The sequence below is a fragment of the Pseudomonas fluorescens HK44 genome (assembly GCF_000217955.3).
Lineage (GTDB): Bacteria > Pseudomonadota > Gammaproteobacteria > Pseudomonadales > Pseudomonadaceae > Aquipseudomonas > Aquipseudomonas fluorescens_AQ.
Map to the genome: position 1 here is coordinate 152085 of NZ_AFOY02000004.1, position 24243 is coordinate 176327.

The 24243-nt window shown below is 56.3% G+C and carries 25 protein-coding genes; 10 read left to right on the forward strand and 15 right to left on the reverse strand.

All coding sequences use genetic code 11. The features are described from left to right. Positions 1-32: 32 nt before the first annotated feature. From HK44_RS02525 to HK44_RS02535, 3 genes are read right to left on the reverse strand one after another with little or no spacing between them, the layout of a single operon-like run. Positions 33-839: a TIM barrel protein gene (locus HK44_RS02525; protein WP_019689183.1), complete on the reverse strand. Its 807-nt coding sequence runs from the start codon at positions 837-839 to the stop codon at positions 33-35. A gap of 15 nt (positions 840-854) precedes the next feature. Further along, positions 855-1655, reverse strand: coding sequence for a sugar phosphate isomerase/epimerase family protein (locus HK44_RS02530; RefSeq protein ID WP_024264704.1), 801 nt, complete (start codon positions 1653-1655; stop codon positions 855-857). Continuing rightward, positions 1652-2668, reverse strand: coding sequence for an LLM class oxidoreductase (locus HK44_RS02535; RefSeq protein WP_019689185.1), 1017 nt, complete (start codon positions 2666-2668; stop codon positions 1652-1654). The genes HK44_RS02530 and HK44_RS02535 overlap by 4 nt, the downstream gene beginning before the upstream one ends. A gap of 157 nt (positions 2669-2825) precedes the next feature. Between HK44_RS02535 and HK44_RS02540 the strand changes: the two genes are divergently transcribed. Beyond that, complete coding sequence (locus HK44_RS02540; protein WP_019689186.1) at positions 2826-3707, forward strand: LysR family transcriptional regulator; 882 nt, start codon at positions 2826-2828, stop codon at positions 3705-3707. Positions 3708-3784: 77 nt separating this feature from the next. Here the strand turns inward: HK44_RS02540 and HK44_RS02545 are convergent, their stop codons facing one another. From HK44_RS02545 to HK44_RS02560, 4 genes are read right to left on the reverse strand one after another with little or no spacing between them, the layout of a single operon-like run. Next, the gene (locus tag HK44_RS02545; RefSeq protein WP_019689187.1) at positions 3785-4186 is read right to left on the reverse strand and encodes a DoxX family protein; all 402 of its coding nucleotides are present in this window, start codon (positions 4184-4186) and stop codon (positions 3785-3787) included. A 16-nt stretch (positions 4187-4202) separates the two neighbouring features. After that, a complete protein-coding gene (locus tag HK44_RS02550; RefSeq protein ID WP_019689188.1) occupies positions 4203-4874 on the reverse strand; it encodes an alpha/beta hydrolase in 672 nt (223 codons plus the stop codon). Positions 4875-4887: 13 nt separating this feature from the next. Continuing rightward, a complete protein-coding gene (locus tag HK44_RS02555; RefSeq protein WP_019689189.1) occupies positions 4888-5709 on the reverse strand; it encodes a DODA-type extradiol aromatic ring-opening family dioxygenase in 822 nt (273 codons plus the stop codon). 19 nt (positions 5710-5728) lie between these two features. Next, a complete protein-coding gene (locus tag HK44_RS02560) occupies positions 5729-6358 on the reverse strand; it encodes an NADPH-dependent F420 reductase (protein WP_019689190.1) in 630 nt (209 codons plus the stop codon). A 109-nt stretch (positions 6359-6467) separates the two neighbouring features. Between HK44_RS02560 and HK44_RS02565 the strand changes: the two genes are divergently transcribed. Further along, the gene (locus HK44_RS02565) at positions 6468-7367 is read left to right on the forward strand and encodes a LysR family transcriptional regulator (RefSeq protein ID WP_019689191.1); all 900 of its coding nucleotides are present in this window, start codon (positions 6468-6470) and stop codon (positions 7365-7367) included. A 28-nt stretch (positions 7368-7395) separates the two neighbouring features. On the opposite strand, the gene HK44_RS02570 is transcribed toward HK44_RS02565, so the two are convergent. The 5 genes from HK44_RS02570 to HK44_RS02590 form a co-directional block, all read right to left on the reverse strand. Continuing rightward, positions 7396-8349 (reverse strand): alpha/beta fold hydrolase, encoded by a 954-nt coding sequence (locus HK44_RS02570; RefSeq protein ID WP_019689192.1) that lies wholly within the window; start codon positions 8347-8349, stop codon positions 7396-7398. Positions 8350-8407: 58 nt separating this feature from the next. Beyond that, the gene (locus HK44_RS02575; protein ID WP_019689193.1) at positions 8408-9787 is read right to left on the reverse strand and encodes an MFS transporter; all 1380 of its coding nucleotides are present in this window, start codon (positions 9785-9787) and stop codon (positions 8408-8410) included. 90 nt (positions 9788-9877) lie between these two features. Further along, positions 9878-10492, reverse strand: coding sequence for a nitroreductase family protein (locus tag HK44_RS02580; RefSeq protein WP_019689194.1), 615 nt, complete (start codon positions 10490-10492; stop codon positions 9878-9880). A gap of 70 nt (positions 10493-10562) precedes the next feature. Further along, positions 10563-10916 carry a putative quinol monooxygenase gene (locus HK44_RS02585; protein ID WP_019689195.1) on the reverse strand — a complete coding sequence of 118 codons (354 nt, stop codon included), beginning with the start codon at positions 10914-10916 and terminating at the stop codon, positions 10563-10565. An 84-nt stretch (positions 10917-11000) separates the two neighbouring features. After that, positions 11001-11198: a tautomerase family protein gene (locus HK44_RS02590; protein ID WP_020723503.1), complete on the reverse strand. Its 198-nt coding sequence runs from the start codon at positions 11196-11198 to the stop codon at positions 11001-11003. A gap of 166 nt (positions 11199-11364) precedes the next feature. Between HK44_RS02590 and HK44_RS02595 the strand changes: the two genes are divergently transcribed. After that, complete coding sequence (locus tag HK44_RS02595; RefSeq protein WP_019689197.1) at positions 11365-12267, forward strand: LysR family transcriptional regulator; 903 nt, start codon at positions 11365-11367, stop codon at positions 12265-12267. A 25-nt stretch (positions 12268-12292) separates the two neighbouring features. Here HK44_RS02595 and HK44_RS02600 read toward each other — a convergent pair whose 3' ends face one another. Both HK44_RS02600 and HK44_RS02605 read right to left on the reverse strand, forming a co-directional pair. Continuing rightward, entirely contained in the window at positions 12293-13813 is a 1521-nt protein-coding gene (locus HK44_RS02600; protein WP_019689198.1) for an MFS transporter, read from the reverse strand. 36 nt (positions 13814-13849) lie between these two features. Then, positions 13850-14677: an IclR family transcriptional regulator gene (locus tag HK44_RS02605; RefSeq protein WP_019689199.1), complete on the reverse strand. Its 828-nt coding sequence runs from the start codon at positions 14675-14677 to the stop codon at positions 13850-13852. A gap of 230 nt (positions 14678-14907) precedes the next feature. Between HK44_RS02605 and HK44_RS02610 the strand changes: the two genes are divergently transcribed. The 6 genes from HK44_RS02610 (at position 14908) to istB (ending at position 21846) form a co-directional block, all read left to right on the forward strand. Then, the gene (locus HK44_RS02610; protein ID WP_019689200.1) at positions 14908-16164 is read left to right on the forward strand and encodes an NAD(P)/FAD-dependent oxidoreductase; all 1257 of its coding nucleotides are present in this window, start codon (positions 14908-14910) and stop codon (positions 16162-16164) included. Positions 16165-16186: 22 nt separating this feature from the next. Further along, a complete protein-coding gene (locus HK44_RS02615) occupies positions 16187-16540 on the forward strand; it encodes a RidA family protein (protein WP_019689201.1) in 354 nt (117 codons plus the stop codon). A 67-nt stretch (positions 16541-16607) separates the two neighbouring features. After that, positions 16608-17006, forward strand: coding sequence for a heme-binding protein (locus HK44_RS02620; protein ID WP_019689202.1), 399 nt, complete (start codon positions 16608-16610; stop codon positions 17004-17006). 70 nt (positions 17007-17076) lie between these two features. Then, positions 17077-19275, forward strand: a complete 2199-nt coding sequence (locus tag HK44_RS02625) for a malate synthase G (protein ID WP_019689203.1) — start codon at positions 17077-17079, stop codon at positions 19273-19275. Positions 19276-19550: 275 nt separating this feature from the next. Beyond that, positions 19551-21050: an IS21 family transposase gene (gene istA, locus HK44_RS02630; RefSeq protein ID WP_187682478.1), complete on the forward strand. Its 1500-nt coding sequence runs from the start codon at positions 19551-19553 to the stop codon at positions 21048-21050. Continuing rightward, positions 21043-21846, forward strand: a complete 804-nt coding sequence (gene istB, locus HK44_RS02635; RefSeq protein WP_024264708.1) for an IS21-like element helper ATPase IstB — start codon at positions 21043-21045, stop codon at positions 21844-21846. Before istA ends, istB begins: the two co-directional genes overlap by 8 nt. 172 nt (positions 21847-22018) lie before the next feature. Here the strand turns inward: istB and HK44_RS02640 are convergent, their stop codons facing one another. Further along, positions 22019-22921 carry a LysR substrate-binding domain-containing protein gene (locus HK44_RS02640; RefSeq protein WP_019689204.1) on the reverse strand — a complete coding sequence of 301 codons (903 nt, stop codon included), beginning with the start codon at positions 22919-22921 and terminating at the stop codon, positions 22019-22021. 232 nt (positions 22922-23153) lie between these two features. On the opposite strand from HK44_RS02640, the gene HK44_RS02645 reads away from it, so the two are divergent. Then, entirely contained in the window at positions 23154-24209 is a 1056-nt protein-coding gene (locus tag HK44_RS02645; protein WP_019689205.1) for an ABC transporter substrate-binding protein, read from the forward strand. Positions 24210-24243: the final 34 nt, after the last annotated feature.

Below are 24243 nucleotides of genomic sequence, written 5' to 3' on the forward strand. Positions count from 1 at the left end.
TTTTTGAGGTGAAGTCTGTGACGTGGGATTCACTACTTAAGTGGGAAGTCCGACCAGGACGGTTGACGTTCCAGGCGTTGATCGATTTCACGCAGCGTTGCCAGGCAGCGCTGGAGCTTGAGGTAAATGTCACCCCCATAATCCCAGCCGAGCACGCCAATGCTGCCGGTATAGCCAACGCGGTTCAGCGCGGCGATCAAGGCGAAGTTGTCCATCTCTCCGCGGTCGACCGGCTCCATGGTCGCCACGCCGCCCCAGCCCAGTTGCGAAAGTGCACTGCCAGAGGTCACCACTTGCATAAGCCAGGGTTTCATCGCGCCAAGGCGCTGTTCCAGTTGGCCTTCCTGGCTGGCGTACCAGTGATAGCCATTGAATGAGGCGCCCAGGCGTGGGTGAGCAAAGAGTTCGCAAATCTGCACGACTTGCGTGGTGGTCTGGGTGACATGATGAAGATGCGGATACAAGGCGATCCTTATTCCGCGCCGCTCGACAATGGGCAGCAGCGACTCGATAAACCGCAGAATGGCTTGGCCGCCATTGACTGTGGTCTGAATCGCCAACTCGATCAGCTCTACACCCTCGACGGTTTCGACGATGCTCCGTATCAGGGCATCGTTGCGCCCCTCATGTAGCACCAGATAAAGGCCTTCGATGTGCAGACCATGGTTTTCCCGGACGCTGGGTAACAGGCTGAGGTCGGTCAGTGGTGTGCCACCCCAGGCGGCGACAGTGATGCCGTCGTAGCCGATCTCAGCCAACATTTCGCACTGTGTCTGAAAGGCGTATACGCCCATCGACGAGTAGAAGAAGGAATCGAGTGCGTGGATGCGCTGAGCCATGATTTATCTCCTGGCTCAGCGAGGCGAGTCGGTCAGGACAGCCCACTCAGGGTGGGCAGCCAACCGTTGTTCCATAGACCGGAAGGCGGTGACCGAGCGGCGCAGGTTGCCATATACATCGCCACCCATGCTTTCCCAGCCGAGCACACCAAACCGCCCGTCAAAGCCGCGTCGCTCGAGCGCGCCCAATAACACGAAGTTGTCCATTTCACCCTCATCAAGCGGTTCGATGGTTGCCAGGCCGCCCCATCCGAGCGGGGAGCGCCGAGTGCCAGCGATGTTCACCTGCTTCAGCCAAGGCCACATCGCATCAAGGCGTTGCTCCAGGGCCTGCTCTTCAGTGGCGTACCAGTGATACCCATTGAATACGATGTTGAGGCGCGGATGGTTGAACTCCTTGCATAGCGCCACCGCTTCGGTGGTCGTCTGCATGCCGTAGCGGGCGTGCGGGTACAAGCTGATCTCCAGACCTCGCCGCTCGCAGATCGGCAGCAGGCGCTCGAGCATTCGGCGGTCAAAGTTTGTGACTTCGTCACCGGAGTGCAGGGCCAGCTCGATTGTGGTGCAGCCTTCGATGGTCTCGAAGATGTTGATCACAAACGATTCCAACCCCCTTCGATAGATCAGGTAAACCGCACCCACGTCAAGATCCCAGGTGGGTTTGACCTGAGCGATCGACTTCAGGTCTTTGCTCCAGGCAGATATCGTCAGCCCCTGATAGCCGAGTTCGGCGAGCATCTCGCACTGCGCCGCCAGGGGATAGGTTCCCAAGGTTGTCTGGAAAATGAAATCCATATGATGCAAAGGGCGATTCATGAGTGGGACCGCGCGGTTAATGGGTTGGCGGTTAAGGACGCACTTGGAAAGTGCGGCAAGAGATATTCGCCCAACTCGTCGATGACTTCCGAGGCGTGGCGTCGCTGAGGTTTGAAGTGCAGGGCAACGTGACCGACCCCTTGGTCCTGTTGACGTTTCCAGTGTTCGATCAATGCGTTTCGTCCGGCGCGCAGCACGCGCCCCGCCTGGAGGGGATGGTTCGGATCTCGGTCCAGATCGAACAGAGTTCCATAGCCATAGGGTTTGTAGACGTTGCCGCCACAGGCTGCGCGCCACCGCTCGATGATCTGGGGAATCAACGCTGGGTTGGAAATGTAGGAAAGGATGCCGTCACTGTTTTTCCCGACCCACTCAAACGACTGGCCGGCTTGACCAACGATAATGGTTGGCATGCGTGAGCCCACTGGTTTGGGTACGAGGTCGATGTCTCCATTCAGCTGGCCATAAAACCGAGATGGGTGCACGGCCCAGTGTGTTTCCGAAGCGGCGCGAATGATTGCCAGCGCATCACGGAAACGCTCTGCGCGATTGCCGAAGTCGAGTCCGAAGGCAGGGTATTCCACAGGCCGATCGCCTGTGGCCAGGCCCAGAATAAATCGTCCCTCCAGCAACTGATCGATACTCGCGGCCTGCTTGGCAACAATCAATGGATCGCGCAGAGGCAGGACAATGCCGGCAGTACCGATAGCTATTTGCTTGGTTACGGCAGCGAGGAAGCCGGCATAGACCAACGGATCAAGGATTTGACCCACGTCACCGAAGTTCGGATCGTAAAAGGGCACGTCCCGCAACCAAATGGCGGAAAACCCCGCTTCGTCAACCTTATGAGCTAACTGCGCGTGATCCTGCAGGGTCGGGCCCGGGTTATCGGGATAGCTTTCCAGCGGCGCAATAAAACCGAAGGTCAAATGGCCGGGTTGAAAAACGCGCGCGAAGCCGGGGTGTTGTTTGAGCGCCGGCGCTAGTTCAAAGGGGGAAGGCATCGAAGTCATTCGAGGTCTCTCATACAGTCAGAAGACGTTGACTTCGCAGCGCGATAGAGCGGGTGAAGTCCCAATGGCGGTGACTATAAGTTGTATAATTCGAAAGAAAAATAAGATGAAATTCCGATCATTTACGAATTAAACGCTCAAATAGACTGAGGTGGCCATGGATCATTTTGGAGCGCTCGGCGCATTCGTTCATGCCGCGCAAACCCGAAGCTTTACCGAAGCCGGGCGTAGAACCGGCGTGTCTTCATCTGCCGTTGGCAAGGCGGTTGCGCGACTGGAGGAAGAACTCGGTGTGAGGCTGTTTCATCGGTCCACGCGGGCCATCACCCTGACGTCCGAGGGCAGCCTGTTTCTGGAGCGCTGCCATCGAATATTTGCCGAATACGAAGTCGCCAAACGGGAGATCACTCAGGCTGCCGGTAAACCCCAGGGAAAGTTGCGCCTCGGTTTGCCGCAGCTGGGGATGAGGCTGATGCCTCACTTGATTGCGTTTCAGCAGGCATATCCCGACGTGGAGCTGGAGCTGGAGTTCAGTGATCGGTTGGTCAACGTGATCGAGGAGGGTTTCGATGCCGTGATGCGGATCGGTGAAGTTGAAGACTCGCGGCTGATGATGCGCAAGCTCAACGGCTACAGTCACCGCCTGGTGGCATCTGCTGAATATCTTTCACTGCGAGGTGTTCCTTCACGACCCTCGGAACTGTCCAGCCATTCATGTCTGCGTTACCGATTTCCCACCAGCGGTAAACTCGACCCCTGGCCTCTGGTGACGAAAAAGGGGCAGACCAGTGTTGAACTGGGGCAGTCAGCTACCGCCAACGCAATTGAACCGTTGATGGCAATGGCTGAGGCGGGGCTGGGAATCGCCTGTCTCCCTGATTTTTTCGTCGAGGGCGCGATTGCTGAAGGACGATTGGTGCCGGTACTGGATCGCTACGTTCGCGACCACCGCACGTTCAGCATTCTCTGGCCATCGAGTCGCCATCCGTTGCCCAAGATAAAGGCGTTCGTGAGCTTCATGACATCGCGCCTGACGTGATGACTTACGGCTGAGTTCAAACGAAAACCACCGACGCTCCGGGGCAGGGCGTCGGTGGATGTTGAGCCAGCAGTAACTTACGCGTTGCTGGATGCTTTTGTCGCCATGGCGCCATCGCCCAGCAACGCGACAACCAGTGCTGTTGCCGCCAGGTAGACAGGATATTCCCAGCCGCCATTGGCGTTGGTGAAGCTCCAGCCATTACCGAAGTGGACGGTAGCGGCCACGAATAGTTGAACCACCGCCAGAGCGGCCACCCAGCGTGCGTAGACACCCAGCACCAGCATCAAGCCGCCGATGACTTCAAAGGCCATGACCGGGTACGCCAGGAAACCCGGGAAACCAATGGACTCAAAAAAACCTGCGGTGCCAGCGGGGGTGAACACCAGCACTTTGGTCAGGCCGTGAGCAATGAACATGATGCCAAGCGCCAGGCGCATAATGAGTGCGGCATACGGAGCGGTGCGTGAATCGATCATGGTGCAGTTCCTTTTTTTACTTGGAGAGTGACAGCGTGTGGGCCAACCATTGCGAGAAGTCCACCAGTTCTTCAGCGACTATCTCGTGGGCCATGTCGTAGAAGTGCATTTCATGGACGACGCCGATTCGATCCAGCCAGGCGTCCGCTTCTTTCGCCCAGGCCACTGGCAGGACGTTGTCCTGATGACCGTGGGCGATGAAGGCGCGAACGGAATTGAGCCGTTCGGCGGAAGCGACTTGAGGATCAAGTTCACGCAGCATCCGGCCGCTCAAAATGGCGAAGCCGGCAACCAGCTCAGGCTCGGTGAGCCCTAGGCTCGCGCTCATGATGCCGCCCTGGCTGAAGCCGGCGATCACGGTCGGCAGCTTGGGCTGTGCTTCGATGAAACGCTGCAGCAGTTGGCGGCTGGACTCTGCCTGTTCTTGATTGAACGAAGGGCCATTGCCGGTGAAGGTCACCTGGTACCAGGCAAAGCCTTGTGGGCCAACTTGCAGCGGACCGCGCAGCAGCATCACTTCCAGTTCTTCGGGCAGCGATGTGGCCAATGAGGCGAGATTCGCTTCGTTGGAACCGACACCATGCAGTAACAGCAGGCGGCCCTTGGGCGCCGAAGTGCTGCACCCCTTGCGGAAAATCAGGCCCGTTTGTGGTTCGCGGGCCGCTTCGGAAAATGTCATGTCACCCATGGTCTGTCATGCCTTAGCTGAGTTGAATGGATTCAGATCCATTCTTGTGGTTCGAGGAAAACAGGTAGCTGTCCATCGCCAGCACCCCGTAGCTCACGCCGCCGTCCAGGACAAGGGTTTCATAGTGTTCGCCGGCCGCGCCAAGGGCGATGAGCAACGGCAAAAAATGCTCGTCAGTCGGGTGGGCGCGTTCGGCAGAAGGGGCGTGCTGCTTATAGTTCAACAGTAAATCGGTGTTGCCCGCCTTCAGGGCTTGGGCTGTCCAGGCAGCAAACTCTTTCACGTAATCGGCCCCATGGCCGGTCGCCCCCCGAAACTCATACAAGTTATGGGTCAGACTCCCGGACGCCACGATCAGCACCTTCATATCGCGCAGTGGCGCAAGGGCTTCGCCCAACGACCAGGCCTGGCAGGTGTCGAGGCCGGCAGGCATCGATACCTGAACGACGGGGATGTCGGCCTCAGGGGCGAGATGCAGCAGAGGCACCCAGGCGCCGTGGTCCAGACCTCGACGGGCGTCAAGCCGCGACCTCCATCCAGCATTCTGCAGCAGACCCACGATATGGGCGGCCAGGGCCGGAGCGCCCGGTGCCGGGTAGCGCAACTGGTACAACGCGTCGGGAAAACCACCGAAATCGTGAATGGTTTCGGGCGCGGTGCTCGCAGTAACGCAGACTTCGCCGCGGGTCATCCAGTGCGGGGAGAGAATGACGATGGCATCGGGTCGCGGCAGTTCGCGACCGATCTCGGCCAGACGTTGACCCGCCAGACCAGGCTCGATGGCGAACATCGGCGCACCATGCGACACAAACAACAGGGGGAACGAAGTGTTCATGGTGAACGCTCCTCACTGATTACTTGTTAAGCCACACAGGGGCGATGGAAGTGCCCATGCCCGCGCCATAGCCAAGGTAGATATTCAGTCCAGCCAATGGCTCCAGGTAACGAGCGTTGATCAGTCCACCAGCGTCCACTGTCTCCCAGCCCAGGCTGTGTGCCAGGGCTGTCGCGGTCTGCTTGGCGCGCTCACTGTCGCTGGCGACGAACACGCTGCCACGCTGGTCATTGGCGAAATTCGGGCCGTCGGCGAGCACCTGGGCGAACAGTGTATTGAACGCTTTGACGACATGGGCTTGAGGCACGGCTTTGGCCATTTCCTCGCCCGCGCTCGTCACGTGACCGATGGTCAGCGACATGTAGTCGGCGCTCAGGGGGTTGGTGATGTCGATAACCACCTTGCCCGTCAGGTCGCCCAGACTTTGCAAAGCTCGGACTGCGTCTTCGTAAGCGGTTGCAACCACAACGACTTCACTGTCACCCAGTGCCTCGGCAGCCGGATAAGCACGAACATTGTCAAATTGAGCGGCCAGGGTTTCGGCCTTGTCGAGGTCGCGACCTGTGATTCGGACGATGTGGCCGACACTGGACAGTTGTTTGGCGAACGCCGAACCCATGTTGCCGGTACCCATTACTGTGATTTTCATCGCGACCTCATTTGCCTTGATGTGCGTTTCAATGGCCTCAGTTTATAGGTTGAGATATTGAGATAAATAAGGCCAAATGCGATTAACAGTTCCGCTTACAGAGACAATGATGGACAGAGCGTTGGAGATGCAGGTCTTCTGCACCGTGGTCGATAAAGGCAGTTTTATCGGCGCGGCCGAACCGTTGGGTATGTCTAAAGCTGCCATCTCTCGCTACGTCAGCGGCCTCGAAGAGCGACTCGGCGCGCGGTTGCTGCACCGCACGACCCGACGGCTGTCATTGACGGAGGAGGGGCGTCAGTTTTATCACCAGGCGCGTGAAGTCCTGGCGCTCATGGATCAGGCCGAAGAGGCCGTATCGGCCACTGCACCGGAGCCCAGCGGCGTTTTGAGGGTCAATGCACCGGTCAGTTTCGGCGTGCTCCATTTGGCGCCCATCTGGGGCGAATTCATGCAGGCTTATCCCAACGTCGAGCTGGACATCTGTTTGAATGACCGATTGGTGGATCTGGTGGAGGAGGGCTTCGATGCTGCCGTTCGTATTGCTCGCATGGAGAGCTCTTCCTTGATAGGGCGCCGACTTGCGGGCACGCGGATGTGCCTGTGTGCGTCACCCGACTACCTGGCGAGACACTCACAACTGCGCACGCTGGCAGACCTGGCACAGCACGGGGTGATTGCGTATACCAACTTCGCCAGTGGCAATGAATGGCAGTTCACTGGACCTAATGGCAGCGAAAGTGTGCGCACCCGCTCGATTGTGCGCTGCAACAATGGCGATACCTGTCGCAGTATCGCCCTGGCGGGGGGCGGCATTGCCTTGCAGCCCAGCTTCATGGTGGCCGATGATTTGCGCAAAGGGGACCTGGTCGAGATTCTGCCTGAGTACCAATCCGTCGAGTTGGGCATTTACGTGGTCTATCCCACGCGCAAGCACTTGGCAACCAAGGTCCGGGTGCTGATCAACTTTCTCGCTGAGCGATTTGCCAATCCTCAATGGGAGCAGTAGTAGAGGACCTCGCCGGACAGCGGCAGACTCAATACTTATCCAGAAAGCCTCGCAGGTCGGCCGCGAACTTTTCCGGATTCTTCAGCGCCAGGAAGTGATCGCCCTGTTCGGCCTTGGTGTACACATGCAGCGCAGATCCCGCAACGACCGAATTCATCCAGCGCTGGCTGTCCAGCCAGTCGCTGTATTCGCCAGTGAAAATGGCGGTAGGAATATCAATCTTTGCCTGGATGACATCCCGCCAATCGTTGGTGACGTGATCGAACAGCACGCGCTCCATAAACGCCATGTCATCCTTCATAACGGCCTGAGTCAGGCTTACTACGTTGTGAAACCAGGGTGAGTCCAGGGCCATGGCACGTTCCAGCACCCGAGTCGCGCTGATCAGTTGATTGGTGGGTGCTCCTTTGGCGTAGGACGCAATCATGCGCTCGGGCGAGGTGGTAAACGCCCCGGCTTGCTGCCGCTCCTGTTCCGTCCAGTCTTCGTGGCAATAAACGGAGGGTGCCTGGTCAATGATGCTCAGCGTGCGCATGCCTTGTGTGCCGAATAGGTCGATATAGGCCCACAGGATCGACGCCCCCATTGACCAGCCGCAGTAATCGGCTACGGACACGCCCAGGTGATCGGCAAACTGTTTCACGTCCATGGCATATCGGGAAATTCGGTTGCCGAAGCTGACCTTTTCGGAGAGTCCCTGGTTTCTGACATCCAGCACGTACACGTGATAGTGCTGGCTGAGGAGGTGCATGAGATGGAAATACAACGCCCCGTTGGCTGACCACCCTGGAATGAAGATCAGCGGCGTGCCCGCACCGGCTTCCCAATAGGCGAGGTTAACCCCGTCGCTAGTGACAAAGCTGTTGAGTTTCAGGTCTTGAAAGTCAGAAACCCGAACCGGTCGGCCAGGTATTTCATGGGGAAAGAGAAAGTCTTCGCCGAGAAATGAGAGCAACGATTGATTGTTCAGTGGGTATTTCAAAGTGCTATCCCATCCAGTTGAATAAATGGCGTAATTGAGTCAGGGCGTAATGGGGCATTCATACCGGTATTTTTTGACGCCGACCGGAGGCTGCATACAGGTTGACCACGATGCAAATTGCCAGAACCAGCGCCGAAAACAGCATCGCGCTGGATAGCCCGGCAGAAAAATCGGCTATGTCCGTATGAGCGATCATCGTGCCGAACACAGCAACACCTATCACGCCGCCCAGTTGCCGGGCGGAGGCCATCAGGCCGGAGGCGATGCCCGCGTCATGCTGCGTGACCGAGGACAGCATCGAGTTGGTGATGAACGGAACTGACATGGCGCTACCGATTCCCACCAGCATCAACGCACCGTTGAGCAGCCAGAGCGAGCTGTTGGATGTGGTCTGCGAGAGCGCGATGAACCCGACGATCTGAACCGTGAAACCCGTCGTGATAATGCGAGTGGCACTGAATCGCCGGGCAAACCTTGATGAGAGCATCGTGGAAAGTGTCAATACCGCTGTCAGCGGAATAAACGACAAGCCGGTTTTGAATGCGTCGTAGTGCAGGAAGGCTTGAAAGTAGATGCTGAAAACAAAGACCGTCCCATAAAACGTCAAATTGATCGCAGCGCCTGCAAGCGCCATGCTCCCAAGCACTTTGTTCTTCGCCAGTTGGGTGGGCAGCATGGGATGTTTTACCCGACGCTCGATCAGGATGAATGCCACCGCACTGATCACGGCAATGGCCATTGCCGTCAGTGTTTCGCTTGCCCAGCCTTTGGCACTGGATTCGGTCAAGCCATAGGTCAGTGACGCCAGGCAAATCGCGATACTGATTTGCCCTGGCAAATCGACCTGCTTATCAACCCGAGGGGAGGCGGGGGCATAGCGCAGAATCAGCCCGACAGCCAGCAGGCCGATCGGAATATTCATTAGAAATACGCTTCGCCAGCCGAAGTACTCGATCATCAAACCGCCAATCACAGGACCGGCAGCCAATGCGATACCCCCACAGGCGCCCCAAAGGGCAACAGCGGCACGACGCGCGTCGGGGTCATGAAATGACACGCGAATCAGGGTGAGTGATGTCGGTATCAGAAAAGCCGCTCCGATGCCCTGCACGATACGCATGGTGATCAGCATGCTCATGCTGGCGGCGGCACCACAGCCAATGGAGGCAAGCGTAAAGAGTGCGAAGCCCGCGGCAAACACGGATTTTGCTCCCCATTTGTCGCCCCAGGCGCCCCCCAGGATGAGCAGGGCAGAAAAAGGCAACGCGTAGCTGTTGATGACCCACTGCAGGCCGGTGAGGTCACTACCGAAAGCACTCTTGAGGGCGCCCAGGCCGACGTTGACGACACTCACATCGAGCTGAACGACAAGGAATCCCAAACAAGCGGCGATCAGGATCGCCCGTAGCGAGGCGGATGAGATGGGTTTTTCGGACACTGGTTTACAGTCCAGGCATGTTGTAGGCGCGTGTTGATCATGAAAGGCCAGCGCAGCCAGGCAGTGCCTGGCTCTCGCTGGCTGCATGGCTTACACGAATTGCAGAACTTCGTTAACAGCTTTGCGAGGCTTTTGAGGCCAGTTGGCCGAGCCAGGGTAGCCAACGGTGATCAACATCACCGGTATCTCCGTCGCGCCAAGACCGAACGCTTGTGCCACTGCCGATTGGTCGAAGCCGATCATGGGCGTCGAAACAAGGCCTTGACCTTTGGCGGCGAGCATCAGGGTCATGGCCGCCAGCGAGCCCGAGCGGATTGCCTCATCGCGTTGCAACTGCGGGTTTTGCTGGTACATGCCTTGAGCGGCGCCCAGCCACATGTCGTAGATCGACTGGTCAATAATGCCGGCGTCTAACGTCGGTTTCAGGGCTGAAGGCAGGGTTTCATGGGGATTGAGGGTGCCACAGACAATAAAGGTCACGGCTGCATCCATGACTTTCTGTTGGTTGTAGGCCAGCGGCAGCAACCGCGCCTTGGCTTCGCTGCTGCGAACGGCCAGAAACTTCCAGTTTTGGAGGTTGAAGGCCGAAGGGGCGTGCGTAGCCAGATCAATCAGGTCGCTGACCTGTTGGTCGGTCAACTCACGTTCAGTGTCGTAGCTGTTGGCGGAAATTCGGGACTTAATAACTTCAGCAATACCGGACATGGTGGTCTCTGTGCAGGGCGGGAGTGTGCGTAGCCACGGCGGTTACCGTTGGCGTGCGCAGTCAATGGACTTAGCGACTGAAGCCGTCGAAAGGGGTCATGTAGACCGCGCCGAACGGATCCAGGCGTTTGCGCACCTCAGCATCCGGCGTGCCGTAGACCACCAGACTTTTGATGGTGCACAACTCAAGGAAACTTTTGCCGAAGGGGGCGAAGGTGGTGTCTACGTGACTGACGATGGCGTCGGCGTTATAGCGTTCGAGGATGTGAACGGTGCTGTTGTCTTCGTTGACGCTGTATTCGTAAACCAGCGTGCCAGCCTCAGTGCGGGTGACGGCGACGATGTTCGAGATCAGCGTCTTGAACTCTGCAAACGCTTCGGGTTTTACAGCTAGGGAGAACAGGCAGGAAATATGTGGGTGCATGAGTAGCCCTTGCTTCAGAGGCTTCCTGAAAAGCCTGTTGAGGATGCATCGCTGGCAAAGCCGATGCATTCGATGCCGGTGGGGTCAGGGTTTTTCGGGGGCGTCCCCGAACAGCTTCCCGGCGCCAGCCCAATCCGAAGCCGCCACGTCCTCGAAAATGACATAGATGTAATTGGCGTCCGTGCCAGTGTGTTTAACGATGCTTTCGGTGATGTCGGCGGCAACAGCGGCTTTTTGCGCGTGCTCTTTACCTTCGAACCAGCTCACACGTACGACGGGCATGATGATGTCCTTTTTGGGCATTGATGATCGGGAGGAGGTGCGCGACGTGCGATCACGAACTGCACCGTTGCATTGCTGGAGCTCATCTTACTGTTGCGTCTGCTGGCGATAAATGGCCTAAAACTATAATCTGGGTAGATTAAAACTCTACAGTTGGCGAGTTGGTATGGTCCCGATCGAATCGTTTCAAGGCGTCATCACCTTCGTCGTGGCGGCGCGTTCAATCAGCTTCACCCAGGCTGCCGAGCGCCTCGGGGTGTCAAAATCTGCTGTCGGCAAAGCCATTGCGCGCCTGGAAAAACGCTTGGGCACACAATTGTTTCATCGCACAACGCGGCGCATTTCCCTGACCGCGGATGGTGAGGCCTATTTCGTTGCGTGTTCTTCCGCCCTTGAAGAGATCGGTGCCGCAGAGAGCGGATTGGGGCCCGGTGGTGGCGAGCCCTCCGGACGCCTGCGAGTCGACATTCCTGTGGCATTCGGGCGTCGGGTCGTGGCCCCATTGCTGTTTGAGATCGCCAACAAGTACCCGGCTTTGCAACTGAGCCTGACGTTCTCCGATCACCTGGTTGACCCCTTCGAGGAAGGCATCGATTTACTGGTTCGCTTTGGAGAACTGCAAGACACCAGCGGTCTGGTAGCGCGGCGCCTGACCCGACAACGCTGGGTCATTTGTGCCTCACCTGACTATCTGATGCGCTTTGGCGTCCCGCAGACCTTGGAAGACCTGAGCCAGCACCGTTGCATTGTCGGGCATCGACGCGGCCAGCCGCTGTCGTGGCGGGTCATGCAGGCAGGGCAGACCGTACGTTACGCGCCACCTTCGACCCATCAGATTGGCGATGGGGAAGCCATGATTCTCGCGGCGGTCGCTGGCGCCGGTTTGTGTCAGATGCCACGCAGCCTGTTCCAGGAGGATATCCAGACGGGCAGGCTGGTGGAGGTTCTGCAAGGGTATGAACCCGAAGCTGTCGATGTCCATGCAGTGTGGCCGAAGGTGTCTCACCTGCGGCCGAAGGTCAGGTATGTGGTCGATGAGTTGGTCAGGCTCTGTGAGCATTGGCAGTGATGCAGTCCAATAAGCGGAAAAGGCCTCACTTGAAGGTTTTCTGAGTGATAGAAATGACCAGCGCAACACTGGCGACAATGATGACCGCCCAGAAGTACTCCATGCTCGCGACCAGGGTGGATTGTTGGTGCAAGGATTGGGCAATTGTCGCTACCGAAATCTGACTGGCTGGCCCTGCGCCTACAGAGGGTGTCAGTGCCTGAGTCAGCGTATGAGTCTGTTCCAGATAGAGCGAGTCGCCAGAGCTGAAGTGAGTATTGAGGTTGTTGTATTGCAGCGTGGTACGCCATTGCAGGAACAAGGTCGCGACGGTTGTACCCAGTGCCATGGCGATCTGAGCCAGCATACTTTTGATCTGATAAGCGTGGGCGAACAGCGTGTCGTGGTGTGTCACATCGCGGAATGTCTGCATGGCCGCCGTGGCGAGCACCAGCATCACGAAACAGCCGTTAAGCACCAGTGCAGGCAAGATGTTTGACCACATGTTCGCGTCCGGCGTAAGGGATGAGGACAACCAGCCGAAGCCTATCAACGCTGCGAACCCGGCCACGAAGAACTTCTTTGGCGCAGGGAATTTGGGAATAACGACGGACATGATGCCCCAGGTGATCAACGCTCCCGCCAGGCCGAAAGCCTGAAAGGTACCGATTGTGTCCCACGAGTAGCCGAGTCCGGTCTGCAGAAAGTACGGCAAGATGTAGTTGTTGCCGCCCAGTACTATGTAGGTGAAGCAGAAGAGGGCCACCCCTAACATGTAGCGGTGTTGCATCAGGTCCTTAACCTTGAGAAAAGGTTCATGTTTACCGTGTTCGGTGTGAAAAAAGATGTAGATGCCCAGCGCAGCCAGCAGCGCAAAGGCGATGAGAATGAATGACTCGTTGTAAAATTCGTAGTAGGAGCGTTGCAGAACATAAAGCAGGAAAAAACTGCTGACCGATAACAAGAGGATGTTGGCCGGGCTGGAGGGCGTTCTTTCATCTTCCGGAGCGAGGGTGTTGGGCAAAAAACGCGTGCACAGAAAAGCGGCTAGCACTGCGCCTGCGGCCAATATCGCGAAAATGGCGTGCCAGGTGTCTTCAACCACCACAAGTGACGAAAGAAATGGCGCCGAAGCCGTACCGCCCGCCAGACCGGTCGCAAATACCTTGACCCCGGCAAAACGTCCAGGGCCGGGCGGGAGCAGATTGACCATCAAGCGTGCGGATGTCATGAACGACGCTCCACCCAATGCCATGATGACCCGGCCGACTGTAAAGGTACTCAGATCAGTCCCCACGCCACACACGAAAGCGCCCACGACGTAGATGCTGATTGAACCGAGCATGAAGTTACGCCAGCCCAGCCGTTCGACCAGCCAGCGCTGCTTGGAAATCACCACAACGGCGATGCACGCATACAGCGCGGCGACAAGCGTGAACTCTTCGGGACTGGCGTCGATTTCTCCGCGGATTGGCGCCGAGGCGAATGCAATCATGCCTGCCTGCAAATATTCCAACGCGCATAACAGTCCCACTGTCAGCAATAAGGCGGCATTCTTTCTGTACATGGTCTGGCCCCGTTACAGATTCATATCTTTGGAGCCTTACAGGTCAGGTTTGATTTTTTTATATCCAATCTGGAATGGTTCAAGCGCTCGCATTGTCGGCGGCCTCGTCGAGATGAGTGTCGCCGTATGAATCAGTTTGGGCACCAACTCCTCCACGGCCCGTTCATAGCTCCAGTAAGCAGTCGAAACCGAGATGTTCAATGAAGCGACTGGGCTCCCCCAAATATTTTGGATCGGCGCCGCGAAGGTCAGATCATTGAGGTAAAACTCTTCAATGCTGTAGGCGAATCCTGTCTCGCGAACCTTTAGGATCATTTCGAAGATTGCCCCTACATCGGTCACCGTATACGACGTGAATTTAGGGCGGTCGAGGCTCTGCAGGATCTGCTCAATTTCAGCGTCGGGCAAACCTGAAAGGTAGGCGCGGCCAGTGGACGAACAAAAAATGGGAATTCTTCGGCCTACAGGCATATGGACCACCGCCCGGTGCGGGCTAGGGAAGCGCCCGATATAGACCATGTGCTCTCCTTCAGGCTCTGCGAAGTTCACGGTCTCACCCGTCTGGCGATTCAAGTCCAATAGATACGGGTTCGCACGCTCTAAAAGCACATGAGATTGAAGATAACGACATCCAAAATCCAAGGTGCGCGGCGACAGCGAGAAACGCTTCGACACTGTGTCTTTTCGTATCAACCCCAGCTCTACAAGCGTATGGGTAAATCTCTGAGCGGCACTTTTTGTAACACCTGCTGCTTCAGCGACCTCTCGAAGATTCATCGAGGGTCTTTCAGAGTTGAAAGCATCCAGTACCGATAAGCCAGAGGCCAAGGATTGTACGAACAGCGTTGAATCCGCGCTTTTCACGGTTACCCCTCTCCGATTTTCGAAACGCGAATTCCCTCATCGCGCCCGTATTACTTAGGTTTCCGGCAACTTTTGCCTAGTAAAGAAAGCACACTCCTAAGAGGTGATTTTGGCGTAAGTGTATCAGCTCTAAATCTGCCAGTATTGCTCTGCGATACGAGGTCATCTGTTCAGGCCTGTGCTCTGCATACGTTCTGGCATGCAGTTACAGCGATTAAGCGAGGCGTGCCATGAGCAGTGAAGTTCATCCGTTGCGACAAGCCACCGTTATTGGTGGCGGAATCGTAGGGCTGTGCGTTGCCTTCCATCTACTCAAAACAGGCGTGAAAGTGACCGTCATCGAGCGGACCGATCCCGGTTCAGGGTGTTCCGCGGGAAATGCCGGCTCCCTGTCTGCCGGTTCGGTTGCTCCGCTTGCTATGCCAGGTGTTCTCAAGCAGGCCTCTGGTATGTTGTTTGACCCTACGGGCCCTCTATACATTCCTACAAACTACCTGTTGCGCGTCGCACCGTGGATAGCGCGCTTCGTCGCATCAGCTCGACCCGCTCGCGTCGCCGAGATCGCACATTCACTCCACAGCTTGATCGGTGATGCAGTTGAGCAGCACAAAAAGCTGGCGGCGAAAGCCGATTGTCTTGATCTCATCGTCGAGACAGGGCAGTTGCACCTCTATCCGAACGACAAAGCATTCGCAAAAGATACGGCTGGATGGGCTCTTAAAATTTCTCATGGACTGGACGCTGAACGGGTAGGTCGTAGTGATATCCAGCGCCTTGAGCCAGCTGTCGGCAAGGCTTACCAGCTAGGGTATTACCTGCCTGATCAGCCTTGGGTAAAGGACCCGCGCCAGTATTCGAAACGCATTACTGACTTTCTAAAGGCCAGTGGCGTTGAATTCGTGCGTGATCGAGTGAATTCTCTAACAAGGCACTGCGCAGGCTGGACCCTGGATGGCGAGAATGGTTTTTACCAGGCTGAGAAAGTAGTAATCGCAGCCGGAACCTGGTCTGCTCAGCTATTGAAAAAGCTCAGGCTAAGCATCCCTCTCGAAACACAACGTGGCTATCACGTCCGTTATCCCTATGCGCAAAATCTTATACAGCGTGTAGTCGTACTCGCGGACCGGAAGGTCTTCATAACCCCCATGCAGAACGGACTGCGCGCAGCCGGTACGGTTGAGTTCGGTGGGTTGGATCTGCCTCCAAGCATCGAGCGTGCTCGGCTCCTGGCCGGGCATGCCAAAGCCGCCTTTCCAAGCCTCGATATCCACGACCCTATTGAATGGATGGGGCATCGCCCATGTCTTCCTGATTCGCTCCCCGTTCTCGGGGAATTGCCGCAACACCCGGGACTGTGGTGCGCGTTCGGCCACGGACACCTCGGGCTCACAGGCGCCGCAGGTACTGGGGCATTGATTGCCCAAGCCATGACCGGTTCGCTGCACGCCAGAGCGGCTCTCGCGCCGTTTTCAGCAACCCGGTTCTAACCCTCCCAAAAGAGATCTGAAGATGACCAAAGAAATCAAGCGTTACCAAACTAATGCACGCATGAGTCGCGTTGTTGTACATGGCGATGTCGCTCACCTCGCCGGCGTCATTGCTGCTGATCGCTCCGGCGATATCAAGGCGCAAACCGCTGAGGTACTGGGCCGAATTGATGAGCTATTGGCGTCTGTTGAGACCGATAAGAGCAAGTTGCTCTCCACCCAAATTTGGCTGGCGAATTTCGAAGCCGACTTCGATGGGATGAACGAAATCTGGGACGCCTGGCTGCCTGAGAACTGTGCTCCTGCTCGTGCAACCTGCCAGACAACTCTGCCTGCGCAAGTTCTTATCGAGGTCATTGTCACTGCTGCGATCTGACACCAGACCTCAGCGTTTTTACCAGGCTCTCTGCATGTGCAGAGAGCCTCTACCGCAGGATAAATCGATGTATCAAAAAGCAGTTCTCGGCCAGGAAGACGTGGCCCGTATCCTCGAAGCAGCTGTTGCAGAAGCGAAGACCCAAGAATGGCCGGTGACAATTGCAGTAGCCGATGACGGAGGTCATTTGCTCGGCATGGTCCGCCTTGATGGCTGTGCGCCTGTCGGCGCCTACATTGCCGTCGAAAAAGCCCGCAGCGCGGCGATTGGTCGTCGCGAAACCAAAGATTACGAGGCGATGGTCAATGGAGGCCGTACTGCCTTCGTCAGCGCTCCGCTACTGACCTCGTTGGAGGGTGGTGTTCCGGTAATACTAGACGGTGCAGTAGTGGGGGCCGTCGGTGTATCTGGGGTCAAGGCCGAACAGGACGCCCATATTGCAAAGGCCGGTATTGCTGCCCTATGACGCTTCGCTAATCAGGGAGATGCCACCAGTTTACTTTCGATAATTTCAAGAATTCGCTTGGAGGGTCATCATGACTGAACACGTATCCTGTGAACGTCTGCTCGTTGATAGCAGACTGAAGCGCTTCATTGAAGACGAAGTGCTTCCAGGCACCAAAATTGACGCCGGTACCTTTTGGGTGAAGTTCGACCGCCTCATTCATGAGCTTGCCCCAAAAAATGCCGCTCTCTTGGTCGGGCGTGATCGTCTCCAATCAGAGCTCGATGCATGGCATCGTGCAAACCCTGGCCAGATTACTGACCACGCTGCCTACCGCGGATTTCTTGAGTCGATAGGCTACCTGGCGGCGCAACCAGAGCATGTAGAGATCAATACCGCTAATGTCGATGTTGAGATAAATACTCAGGCAGGTCCGCAGCTGGTCGTGCCAGTAATGAATGCTCGGTATGCTTTGAATGCTGCTAATGCACGCTGGGGTTCGCTCTATGATGCTCTGTACGGAACAGATGCGATCAGCGAAGCCGATGGAGCTGCCAAAGGTGACCGCTTCAATCCAGTGCGCGGTTCGAAAGTCATCGCTTTTGGACGAAACTTCCTGGATACAGCTGTGCCGCTGCTTAAGGGATCCCATGCTGACGCTGTTACCTACAAAATCACTAGTGATGGCTTGGTGGTAGGGTTGAAGTCAGGCGAGAACATAGCGCTCGCGCACCCCCAAAAGTTTGTCGGCTATCAGGGTCACACTGAAGCCCCTACGGCAGTGCTGCTCAAAAACAACGGATTGCACTTCGAGATCCAGATTGATACTTCCAGCGAAATCGGTAGAACCGACCTGGCTGGAGTCAAAGACATCCTCATGGAGTCGGCTCTTTCTACCATCATGGATTGTGAAGACTCCGTTGCAGCTGTTGATGCCGCAGACAAAATCGTCGTTTATCGCAACTGGCTGGGTCTCATGAAGGGCGATCTCGTTGAGCACATCGAGAAAAACGGCAAAACCATCGTCAGGAAATTGAACCCCGATCGACAATATATTGCCCCGAACGGCGGTGAGCTGGTTTTGCACGGTCGCTCGCTGCTGCTTGTGCGCAATGTCGGTCACCTCATGACTACGCCGGCGATTCTCGACAGCAGTGGTCAGGAGATTCCTGAAGGGATCATGGATGCAGTGATCACCAGCATGATCGCCACTCACGATCTGAGCAGAAAAATGAACTCGAGGACGGGTAGCATCTACATAGTCAAACCCAAGATGCATGGTCCCTTAGAGGTAGCGTTCGCCAATGAATTGTTTGAGCAAGTCGAAGATCTTCTGGGTCTGACGCGCAATACGCTGAAAATGGGAATCATGGATGAGGAGCGACGCACCAGTGTTAACTTGAAGGCATGTATTAATGCCGCCCGGTCGCGGGTAGCGTTCATCAATACGGGGTTCCTTGATCGGACGGGTGATGAAATGCATACCGCAATGGAGGCCGGTCCAATGCAGCGTAAGGCTGACATGAAATTTACACCTTGGATTCAGTCGTACGAAAAAAACAATGTATTGATCGGATTGAGCTGCGGATTGCGCGGCCGCGCACAGATCGGCAAAGGCATGTGGGCGATGCCCGATTTGATGGCAGCGATGCTTGAGCAAAAAGTCGGTCATCCCAAAGCCGGAGCGAGCACAGCGTGGGTACCATCGCCTATAGCGGCAACACTGCATGCCATGCACTACCATCAGATCGATGTATCTGCAGTGCAGCGAGCCTTGGAAAAGATCAATGTTTCAATGATCAGAGATGATCTTCTCAATGACCTGCTAACAGTACCGGTAGTCAATGAGCCTTGGTGGTCGCCGGACGAGATACAACAGGAGTTGAACAACAACTGTCAGAGTATTCTGGGTTACGTAGTGCGATGGGTTGAGCAAGGCATCGGTTGTTCGAAGGTCCCAGATATTCAAAACATTGGTCTGATGGAAGATCGAGCGACTCTGCGTATCTCGGCTCAGCATGTTGCCAACTGGTTACGATGGAAAGTTGTGACAGATGAGCAGGTTCGTATTTCGCTGGAGAGAATGGCAGCGGTCGTGGATTCTCAGAATTGTTCGGATCCCCTCTACCAACCGATGGCTCCGAACTTCCGCTTATCGGCAGCTTTCAATGCAGCGACCGAATTGGTCATGCTCGGTCAAGAGCAGCCTTCAGGCTACACTGAGCCACTGCTACACGCCTGGCGCTGTCGTTACAAAGCGGTTGTAAGGGCTTCTAAAACGGCCGTTTAGCGGTTTTGGCTTCCCTTCGATATGCCGCGGCATGCACTTGTCTTTCGTGCGTGCTGCTGCGCTCAGTTCTTTGGAGGAGGCGTGGTCTCGCGCTGCGTTTCGGGGGAGGTTGCTCGTTATCAAAGTGGTAGGCCGCATCCCGAGGCCTACTTCGCTCAGGTGTTGCCGCTGACCGAAAACTGACCCAGTAAAGGCTGTTCTGCCGACTGAAAACTGACCCAGGTGTTCAACTGCTTCTGCTCAATTTTTGAGCAGGAGAACACAGGGTGATCAGCATGGAAATGATGGGCAAAATTCGGCGCATGTATTTTCGCGACAAGCTGTCGCTGCATCAGATAGCCAAGCGTACCGGGCTGTCGAGAAACACCATCCGAAAATGGATCAGAGCGCCCGAAGTAACACAGCCGGCGTACCAGCGGTGCGCAGCCTTCAACAAACTCAGTCCATTTCACCAGACGCTGGAGCAGGCGCTCAAGGCCGACTCGTTTCGGGCACAGCACAACCGCAGGAGCGCCAAAGCACTCTTTGAACTGATCAAGGCCGAGGGTTACGACGGCGGCTACAGCCAGCTCACCGCCTTCATTCGCTCGTGGCGCGGTGAGCAAGGCAAATCCCTACGTGCCTTTGTACCGTTGACGTTCGCACTCGGTGAGGCCTTTCAATTCGACTGGAGCGAAGAAGGTCTGCTGATTGGCGGCCTATTCCGACGCATCCAGGTCTCCCACATGAAGCTGTGCGCCAGTCGCGCATTTTGGTTGGTTGCGTATCCCAGCCAAGGCCACGAGATGTTGTTCGATGCCCATACCCGCTCGTTCGGCGCGTTAGGTGGGGTGCCGCGTCGCGGCATCTACGACAACATGAAGACCGCTGTCGACAAGGTCAATAAGGGTAAGGGCCGCACGGTCAATGCCCGGTTTGCCGTGATGTGCGCGCACTATTTGTTCGACCCGGATTTCTGCAACGTGGCCTCCGGCTGGGAAAAAGGCATCGTCGAAAAGAATGTGCAGGACAGTCGGCGACGAATCTGGCTCGATGCTCAAGATTGCATGTTCCACACCTTCGAAGAACTGAATGCCTGGCTCGGCCAACGCTGCCGCGCGCTCTGGAGCGAGCTGCTGCACCCGCAGTACAACGGGCTGACGGTGGCGGACGTCCTGGAACTGGAACGGGTGGAAATGATGCCGATGCCCACGGCCTTTGACGGCTATGTCGAACGCACCGTGCGGGTCTCCAGCACCTGCCTGATCAGCGTGGCGCGAAATCGCTACTCGGTGCCTTGTGAGCGAGTCGGCCAGTGGGTCAGCAGCCGTCTGTATCCTTCCCGGGTGGTGGTCATCGCCGATGAAACGATGATTGCCAGTCACGAGCGGCTCTTTGATCGAGACCAAGTCAGCTTCGACTGGCAGCACTACATCCCGCTCATCGAACGCAAGCCCGGAGCGCTACGCAATGGCGCTCCGTTTGCCGATCTGCCGAAGCCGTTACTGCTTCTCAAGCGCGGCCTGAGACGGCACACCAATGGTGATCGAGTCATGACGCAGGTACTGGCTGCTGTTCCCATCGCCGGGCTCGATGCCGTGTTGGTGGCTGTGGAGTTGGTACTTGAATCAGGCAGCTTGAGCGCTGACCACATCCTGAATGTCCTGGCTCGACTGACATCGACAGCAGCCCCTCCGTCCGCCGAGACCAGCCTTCAACTCAAGGTAGCGCCTGTCGCCAACACGGCGCGCTACGACCGGCTCCGTACCACCGATGAGGAGACTCGCAATGCGTGATCTGATGGCGGAACTCAAAGAACTGCGTCTGCATGGCATGGCCAGCGCCTGGGAAGAACTGGCTTCCCAAGGAGAAGCCTCGACGGCGTCGTCGAAATGGCTGCTCGAACATCTGCTTCAACAGGAACATGCAGATCGCGCCGTACGGTCTGTGAATCACCAGATGAACATGGCCAAACTCCCCATGCATCGTGATTTAGCAGGCTTCGACTTCAGCGCTTCCAGCGCAGACGCCCGCTTGGTCAGGGATCTGGCCAACCTGGAGTTCACAGATACCGCGCAGAATGTCGTGTTCATCGGCGGGCCCGGAACAGGCAAAACACACCTGGCCACCGCCTTGGCCGTGTCCGGGATCACGACGCATAACAAACGCGTGCGCTTCTACTCCACGGTGGATCTGGTCAATTTGCTGGAGCGCGAAAAATACGATGGTAAGGCAGGCCGAATCGCTCAAGGGCTGCGTCGCACAGACCTGGTGATACTCGATGAACTGGGGTATTTGCCCTTCAGCCAGAATGGTGGTGCCCTGTTATTTCACCTGCTGTCCAAGCTATACGAGCACACCAGCGTGGTCATCACGACCAACCTCAGTTTCTCGGAATGGTCGAGTGTGTTCGGCGACGCCAAGATGACCACTGCGTTGCTGGATCGGCTGACACACCACTGCCACATCGTCGAAACGGGCAACGAGTCCTACCGCCTGCAACACAGCAGCTTGGTCGCCCAGACAAAGATCAAATCACGTGAACGAAAGCGCAAGGACGATGATGGTACGGCGGACGATGAACCATTTTGATCTGCCCCCGAAATACCCTGCCGCATGCCTGCATGTGGTGGGGGTCTAGTGCCTCTGTCACTGGAACACGACTGCTAAGCTTATCCACAATTGCTGATGCAAAAATCAGCAATCCGCCCTGGGTCAATTTTCAATCGGCAGGGTGGGTCAGTTTTCAATCAGCGCCGACAGCTCAGGAGCTTTCGCAGTTTGCAACGTCGCGGTAGTACCCTTTGAGCGTCTCGATGAATTCTTCCGCCAAGTGCGTGTGATTTTGTGCGTTAGGCCAAATTACATAAGTCCGAAAGAGTACTTCGGGACGAAACGGGCGGACCACAATATCTCGATGTAGGTAGTCTTTAGCCACGAGCGGGTGCGTCAATGTGATGCCCATGCCCTGCGCCACCATTTCACAGGTGATAGCGCTGTACTGAGCTTCCATAGCCATCACACGCTCGACCCCGGCCTTTTCGAAAACCTCATCCACCAGGGTCCTGGTGCCATCGCCGTGGCACAGCGAAATGAACGGCTGCCCTTCCAAATCGCCCACTGTAATAACTTCAAGCTGAGCTAGAGGATGCGTTGCGGGCAGAACGCACACCGCTGAGATCTCCGCCAAAAGCTCGACCTGTTGATTATTCAAGTCACCAGGATGGATCACGATCCCAAGGTCACAGAATTGTGATTTCACCCATTGCTCGACATTGGATGAAGTGTTCACGTGCAACGAGACGGTCAGCTCCGGGCGCGACTGACTGAACGTTTTGAGAACGGTAGGTATGACGCTCATCCCAGTAGCCGGAACGGAAGCAACCCGTAATCGTCCAGTTCCCAAATTGCGGATATTTTTGGCCGAGTGCTTGAGGCTGTCCATGCCGACGAAAGCTCGTTCCACTTCCAGAAAAAAAGCCTGTCCTTCGTGGGTAGGGATAAGCCGAACGCCTGCGCGCTTGAATAGCGCAAAGCCCGTACTCAGCTCCAACTGTGAAATCAGGCGACTGACGTTGGGTTGCGAGGTGTAGAGCACTTCCGCTGCTGCTGTCATTGAGCCCAGGCGCATCACGCTGCGAAACGCTTCAATTTGTTTGAGATTCATGGCGGGATGCCCCCTTGGTCTTGCATATCAAATATGAATAACTATCCGGCATATCCGTATTTGACCATATCCATTTGTGATCGCAATATAAATTTCACAGCAATAACAACGCACACCAGATGCGTTACCCGGTAGCTGTTTTACCGGTGGCATGCCCAGCATGCATGGCGCCGATCACCGTCGACGCGATTGATGCATTTCGATCTGCCCTAAGCGCTTCGGAGAAAAGACTGTGAAAAGCCAGCACCCGTCCCTCGCCATATCCGCCCTGCGTATCGCCGTTACCTGTGCAGCACTAACCACTGGTCACGCCTTCGCTGCTACCTCCACACTGTACGTAGCGGGCGCAGGTGGCTCCATCGAGCAGGCGTACAAAACCAAAGTTATTCCTGGCTTCGAAAAACTGCACGACGTAAAAGTGGTGTATGTAGCCGGCAATTCCACTGAGGTTCTAGCCAAGCTACAGGCCCAGAAAGGCCGCCAGCAGATCAACGTGGCAATCATGGATGATGGTCCGATGTACCAGGCACTGCAGCAAGGGTTGTGCGCAAAGCTGGAAGAGTCTGCGGTTTATAAAGATCTGTACCCCATTGCGCGTCTGAGCGCTGAAGCCACCGGTATTGGCGTGGTGGCGACCGGCATCGGTTATAACGAAGAAGCCTTCAAGAAGCGTGGCTGGCCAGCACCTAACTCCTGGGAAGATCTGAAAGACCCACGCTTCAAGCAACTGATTGGCTTGCCTCCAGTGACCAACACCTACGGTCTTCACACGCTGGTGGAAATGGCGCGACTGCACGGTGGCAGTGAGAAGAATATTGAGCCTGGCTTCAATGCGCTCAAAGACGAAGTCGCTCCGAACGTGCTGGCCTGGGTAGCGGCGCCCGGTGAGATGGACGGCATGATGCAGAACGGCGATATCGTGATGGCCGTTTACGGCAGCGGTCGCGCACTCGCTCTGCAAGACACCGGTTTTCCTCTCAAATTCGTCTATCCGAAAGAGGGCGGCATTGCCTTGCAACTCGCCGCTTGCGGAATCACTCCGAACGCACAGCCTGAGCTGTCCCAGCAGTTCATCCAGTATGTGCTCTCGCCGGAAGCCCAAGGCGTTCTGGCCAAAGAAATCGGTTTCGCCCCAGTCAACCAGACCGTTCAACTGAGCCCTGAGGTAGCTGCGCGGATGCCTTACGGCCCAGACAAGGTAAGTGCGCTGATCAAAGTTGATTGGGACACCATCAATCAGCAGCGAAGCGAGTGGACTGCTCGTTGGAACCGAACCGTCGAGCGCTGAAAGATCTGCGTGCGAAACGAGTAATTTTTAAAAC

Coding starts and splice junctions, on each gene's coding strand:
- HK44_RS02585 (WP_019689195.1), bottom strand. CDS start 10,916: ATGCACCCACATATTTCCTGCCTGTTCTCCCTAGCTGTAAAACCCGAA.
- HK44_RS02555 (WP_019689189.1), bottom strand. CDS start 5,709: ATGAACACTTCGTTCCCCCTGTTGTTTGTGTCGCATGGTGCGCCGATG.
- HK44_RS02610 (WP_019689200.1), top strand. CDS start 14,908: ATGAGCAGTGAAGTTCATCCGTTGCGACAAGCCACCGTTATTGGTGGC.
- HK44_RS02640 (WP_019689204.1), bottom strand. CDS start 22,921: ATGAATCTCAAACAAATTGAAGCGTTTCGCAGCGTGATGCGCCTGGGC.
- HK44_RS02595 (WP_019689197.1), top strand. CDS start 11,365: ATGGTCCCGATCGAATCGTTTCAAGGCGTCATCACCTTCGTCGTGGCG.
- HK44_RS02590 (WP_020723503.1), bottom strand. CDS start 11,198: ATGCCCGTCGTACGTGTGAGCTGGTTCGAAGGTAAAGAGCACGCGCAA.
- HK44_RS02525 (WP_019689183.1), bottom strand. CDS start 839: ATGGCTCAGCGCATCCACGCACTCGATTCCTTCTTCTACTCGTCGATG.
- HK44_RS02540 (WP_019689186.1), top strand. CDS start 2,826: ATGGATCATTTTGGAGCGCTCGGCGCATTCGTTCATGCCGCGCAAACC.
- HK44_RS02565 (WP_019689191.1), top strand. CDS start 6,468: ATGGACAGAGCGTTGGAGATGCAGGTCTTCTGCACCGTGGTCGATAAA.
- HK44_RS02615 (WP_019689201.1), top strand. CDS start 16,187: ATGACCAAAGAAATCAAGCGTTACCAAACTAATGCACGCATGAGTCGC.
- HK44_RS02560 (WP_019689190.1), bottom strand. CDS start 6,358: ATGAAAATCACAGTAATGGGTACCGGCAACATGGGTTCGGCGTTCGCC.
- HK44_RS02545 (WP_019689187.1), bottom strand. CDS start 4,186: ATGATCGATTCACGCACCGCTCCGTATGCCGCACTCATTATGCGCCTG.
- istB (WP_024264708.1), top strand. CDS start 21,043: ATGCGTGATCTGATGGCGGAACTCAAAGAACTGCGTCTGCATGGCATG.
- HK44_RS02530 (WP_024264704.1), bottom strand. CDS start 1,655: ATGAATCGCCCTTTGCATCATATGGATTTCATTTTCCAGACAACCTTG.
- HK44_RS02550 (WP_019689188.1), bottom strand. CDS start 4,874: ATGGGTGACATGACATTTTCCGAAGCGGCCCGCGAACCACAAACGGGC.
- HK44_RS02535 (WP_019689185.1), bottom strand. CDS start 2,668: ATGACTTCGATGCCTTCCCCCTTTGAACTAGCGCCGGCGCTCAAACAA.
- HK44_RS02600 (WP_019689198.1), bottom strand. CDS start 13,813: ATGTACAGAAAGAATGCCGCCTTATTGCTGACAGTGGGACTGTTATGC.
- HK44_RS02620 (WP_019689202.1), top strand. CDS start 16,608: ATGTATCAAAAAGCAGTTCTCGGCCAGGAAGACGTGGCCCGTATCCTC.
- HK44_RS02580 (WP_019689194.1), bottom strand. CDS start 10,492: ATGTCCGGTATTGCTGAAGTTATTAAGTCCCGAATTTCCGCCAACAGC.
- HK44_RS02625 (WP_019689203.1), top strand. CDS start 17,077: ATGACTGAACACGTATCCTGTGAACGTCTGCTCGTTGATAGCAGACTG.
- istA (WP_187682478.1), top strand. CDS start 19,551: ATGGAAATGATGGGCAAAATTCGGCGCATGTATTTTCGCGACAAGCTG.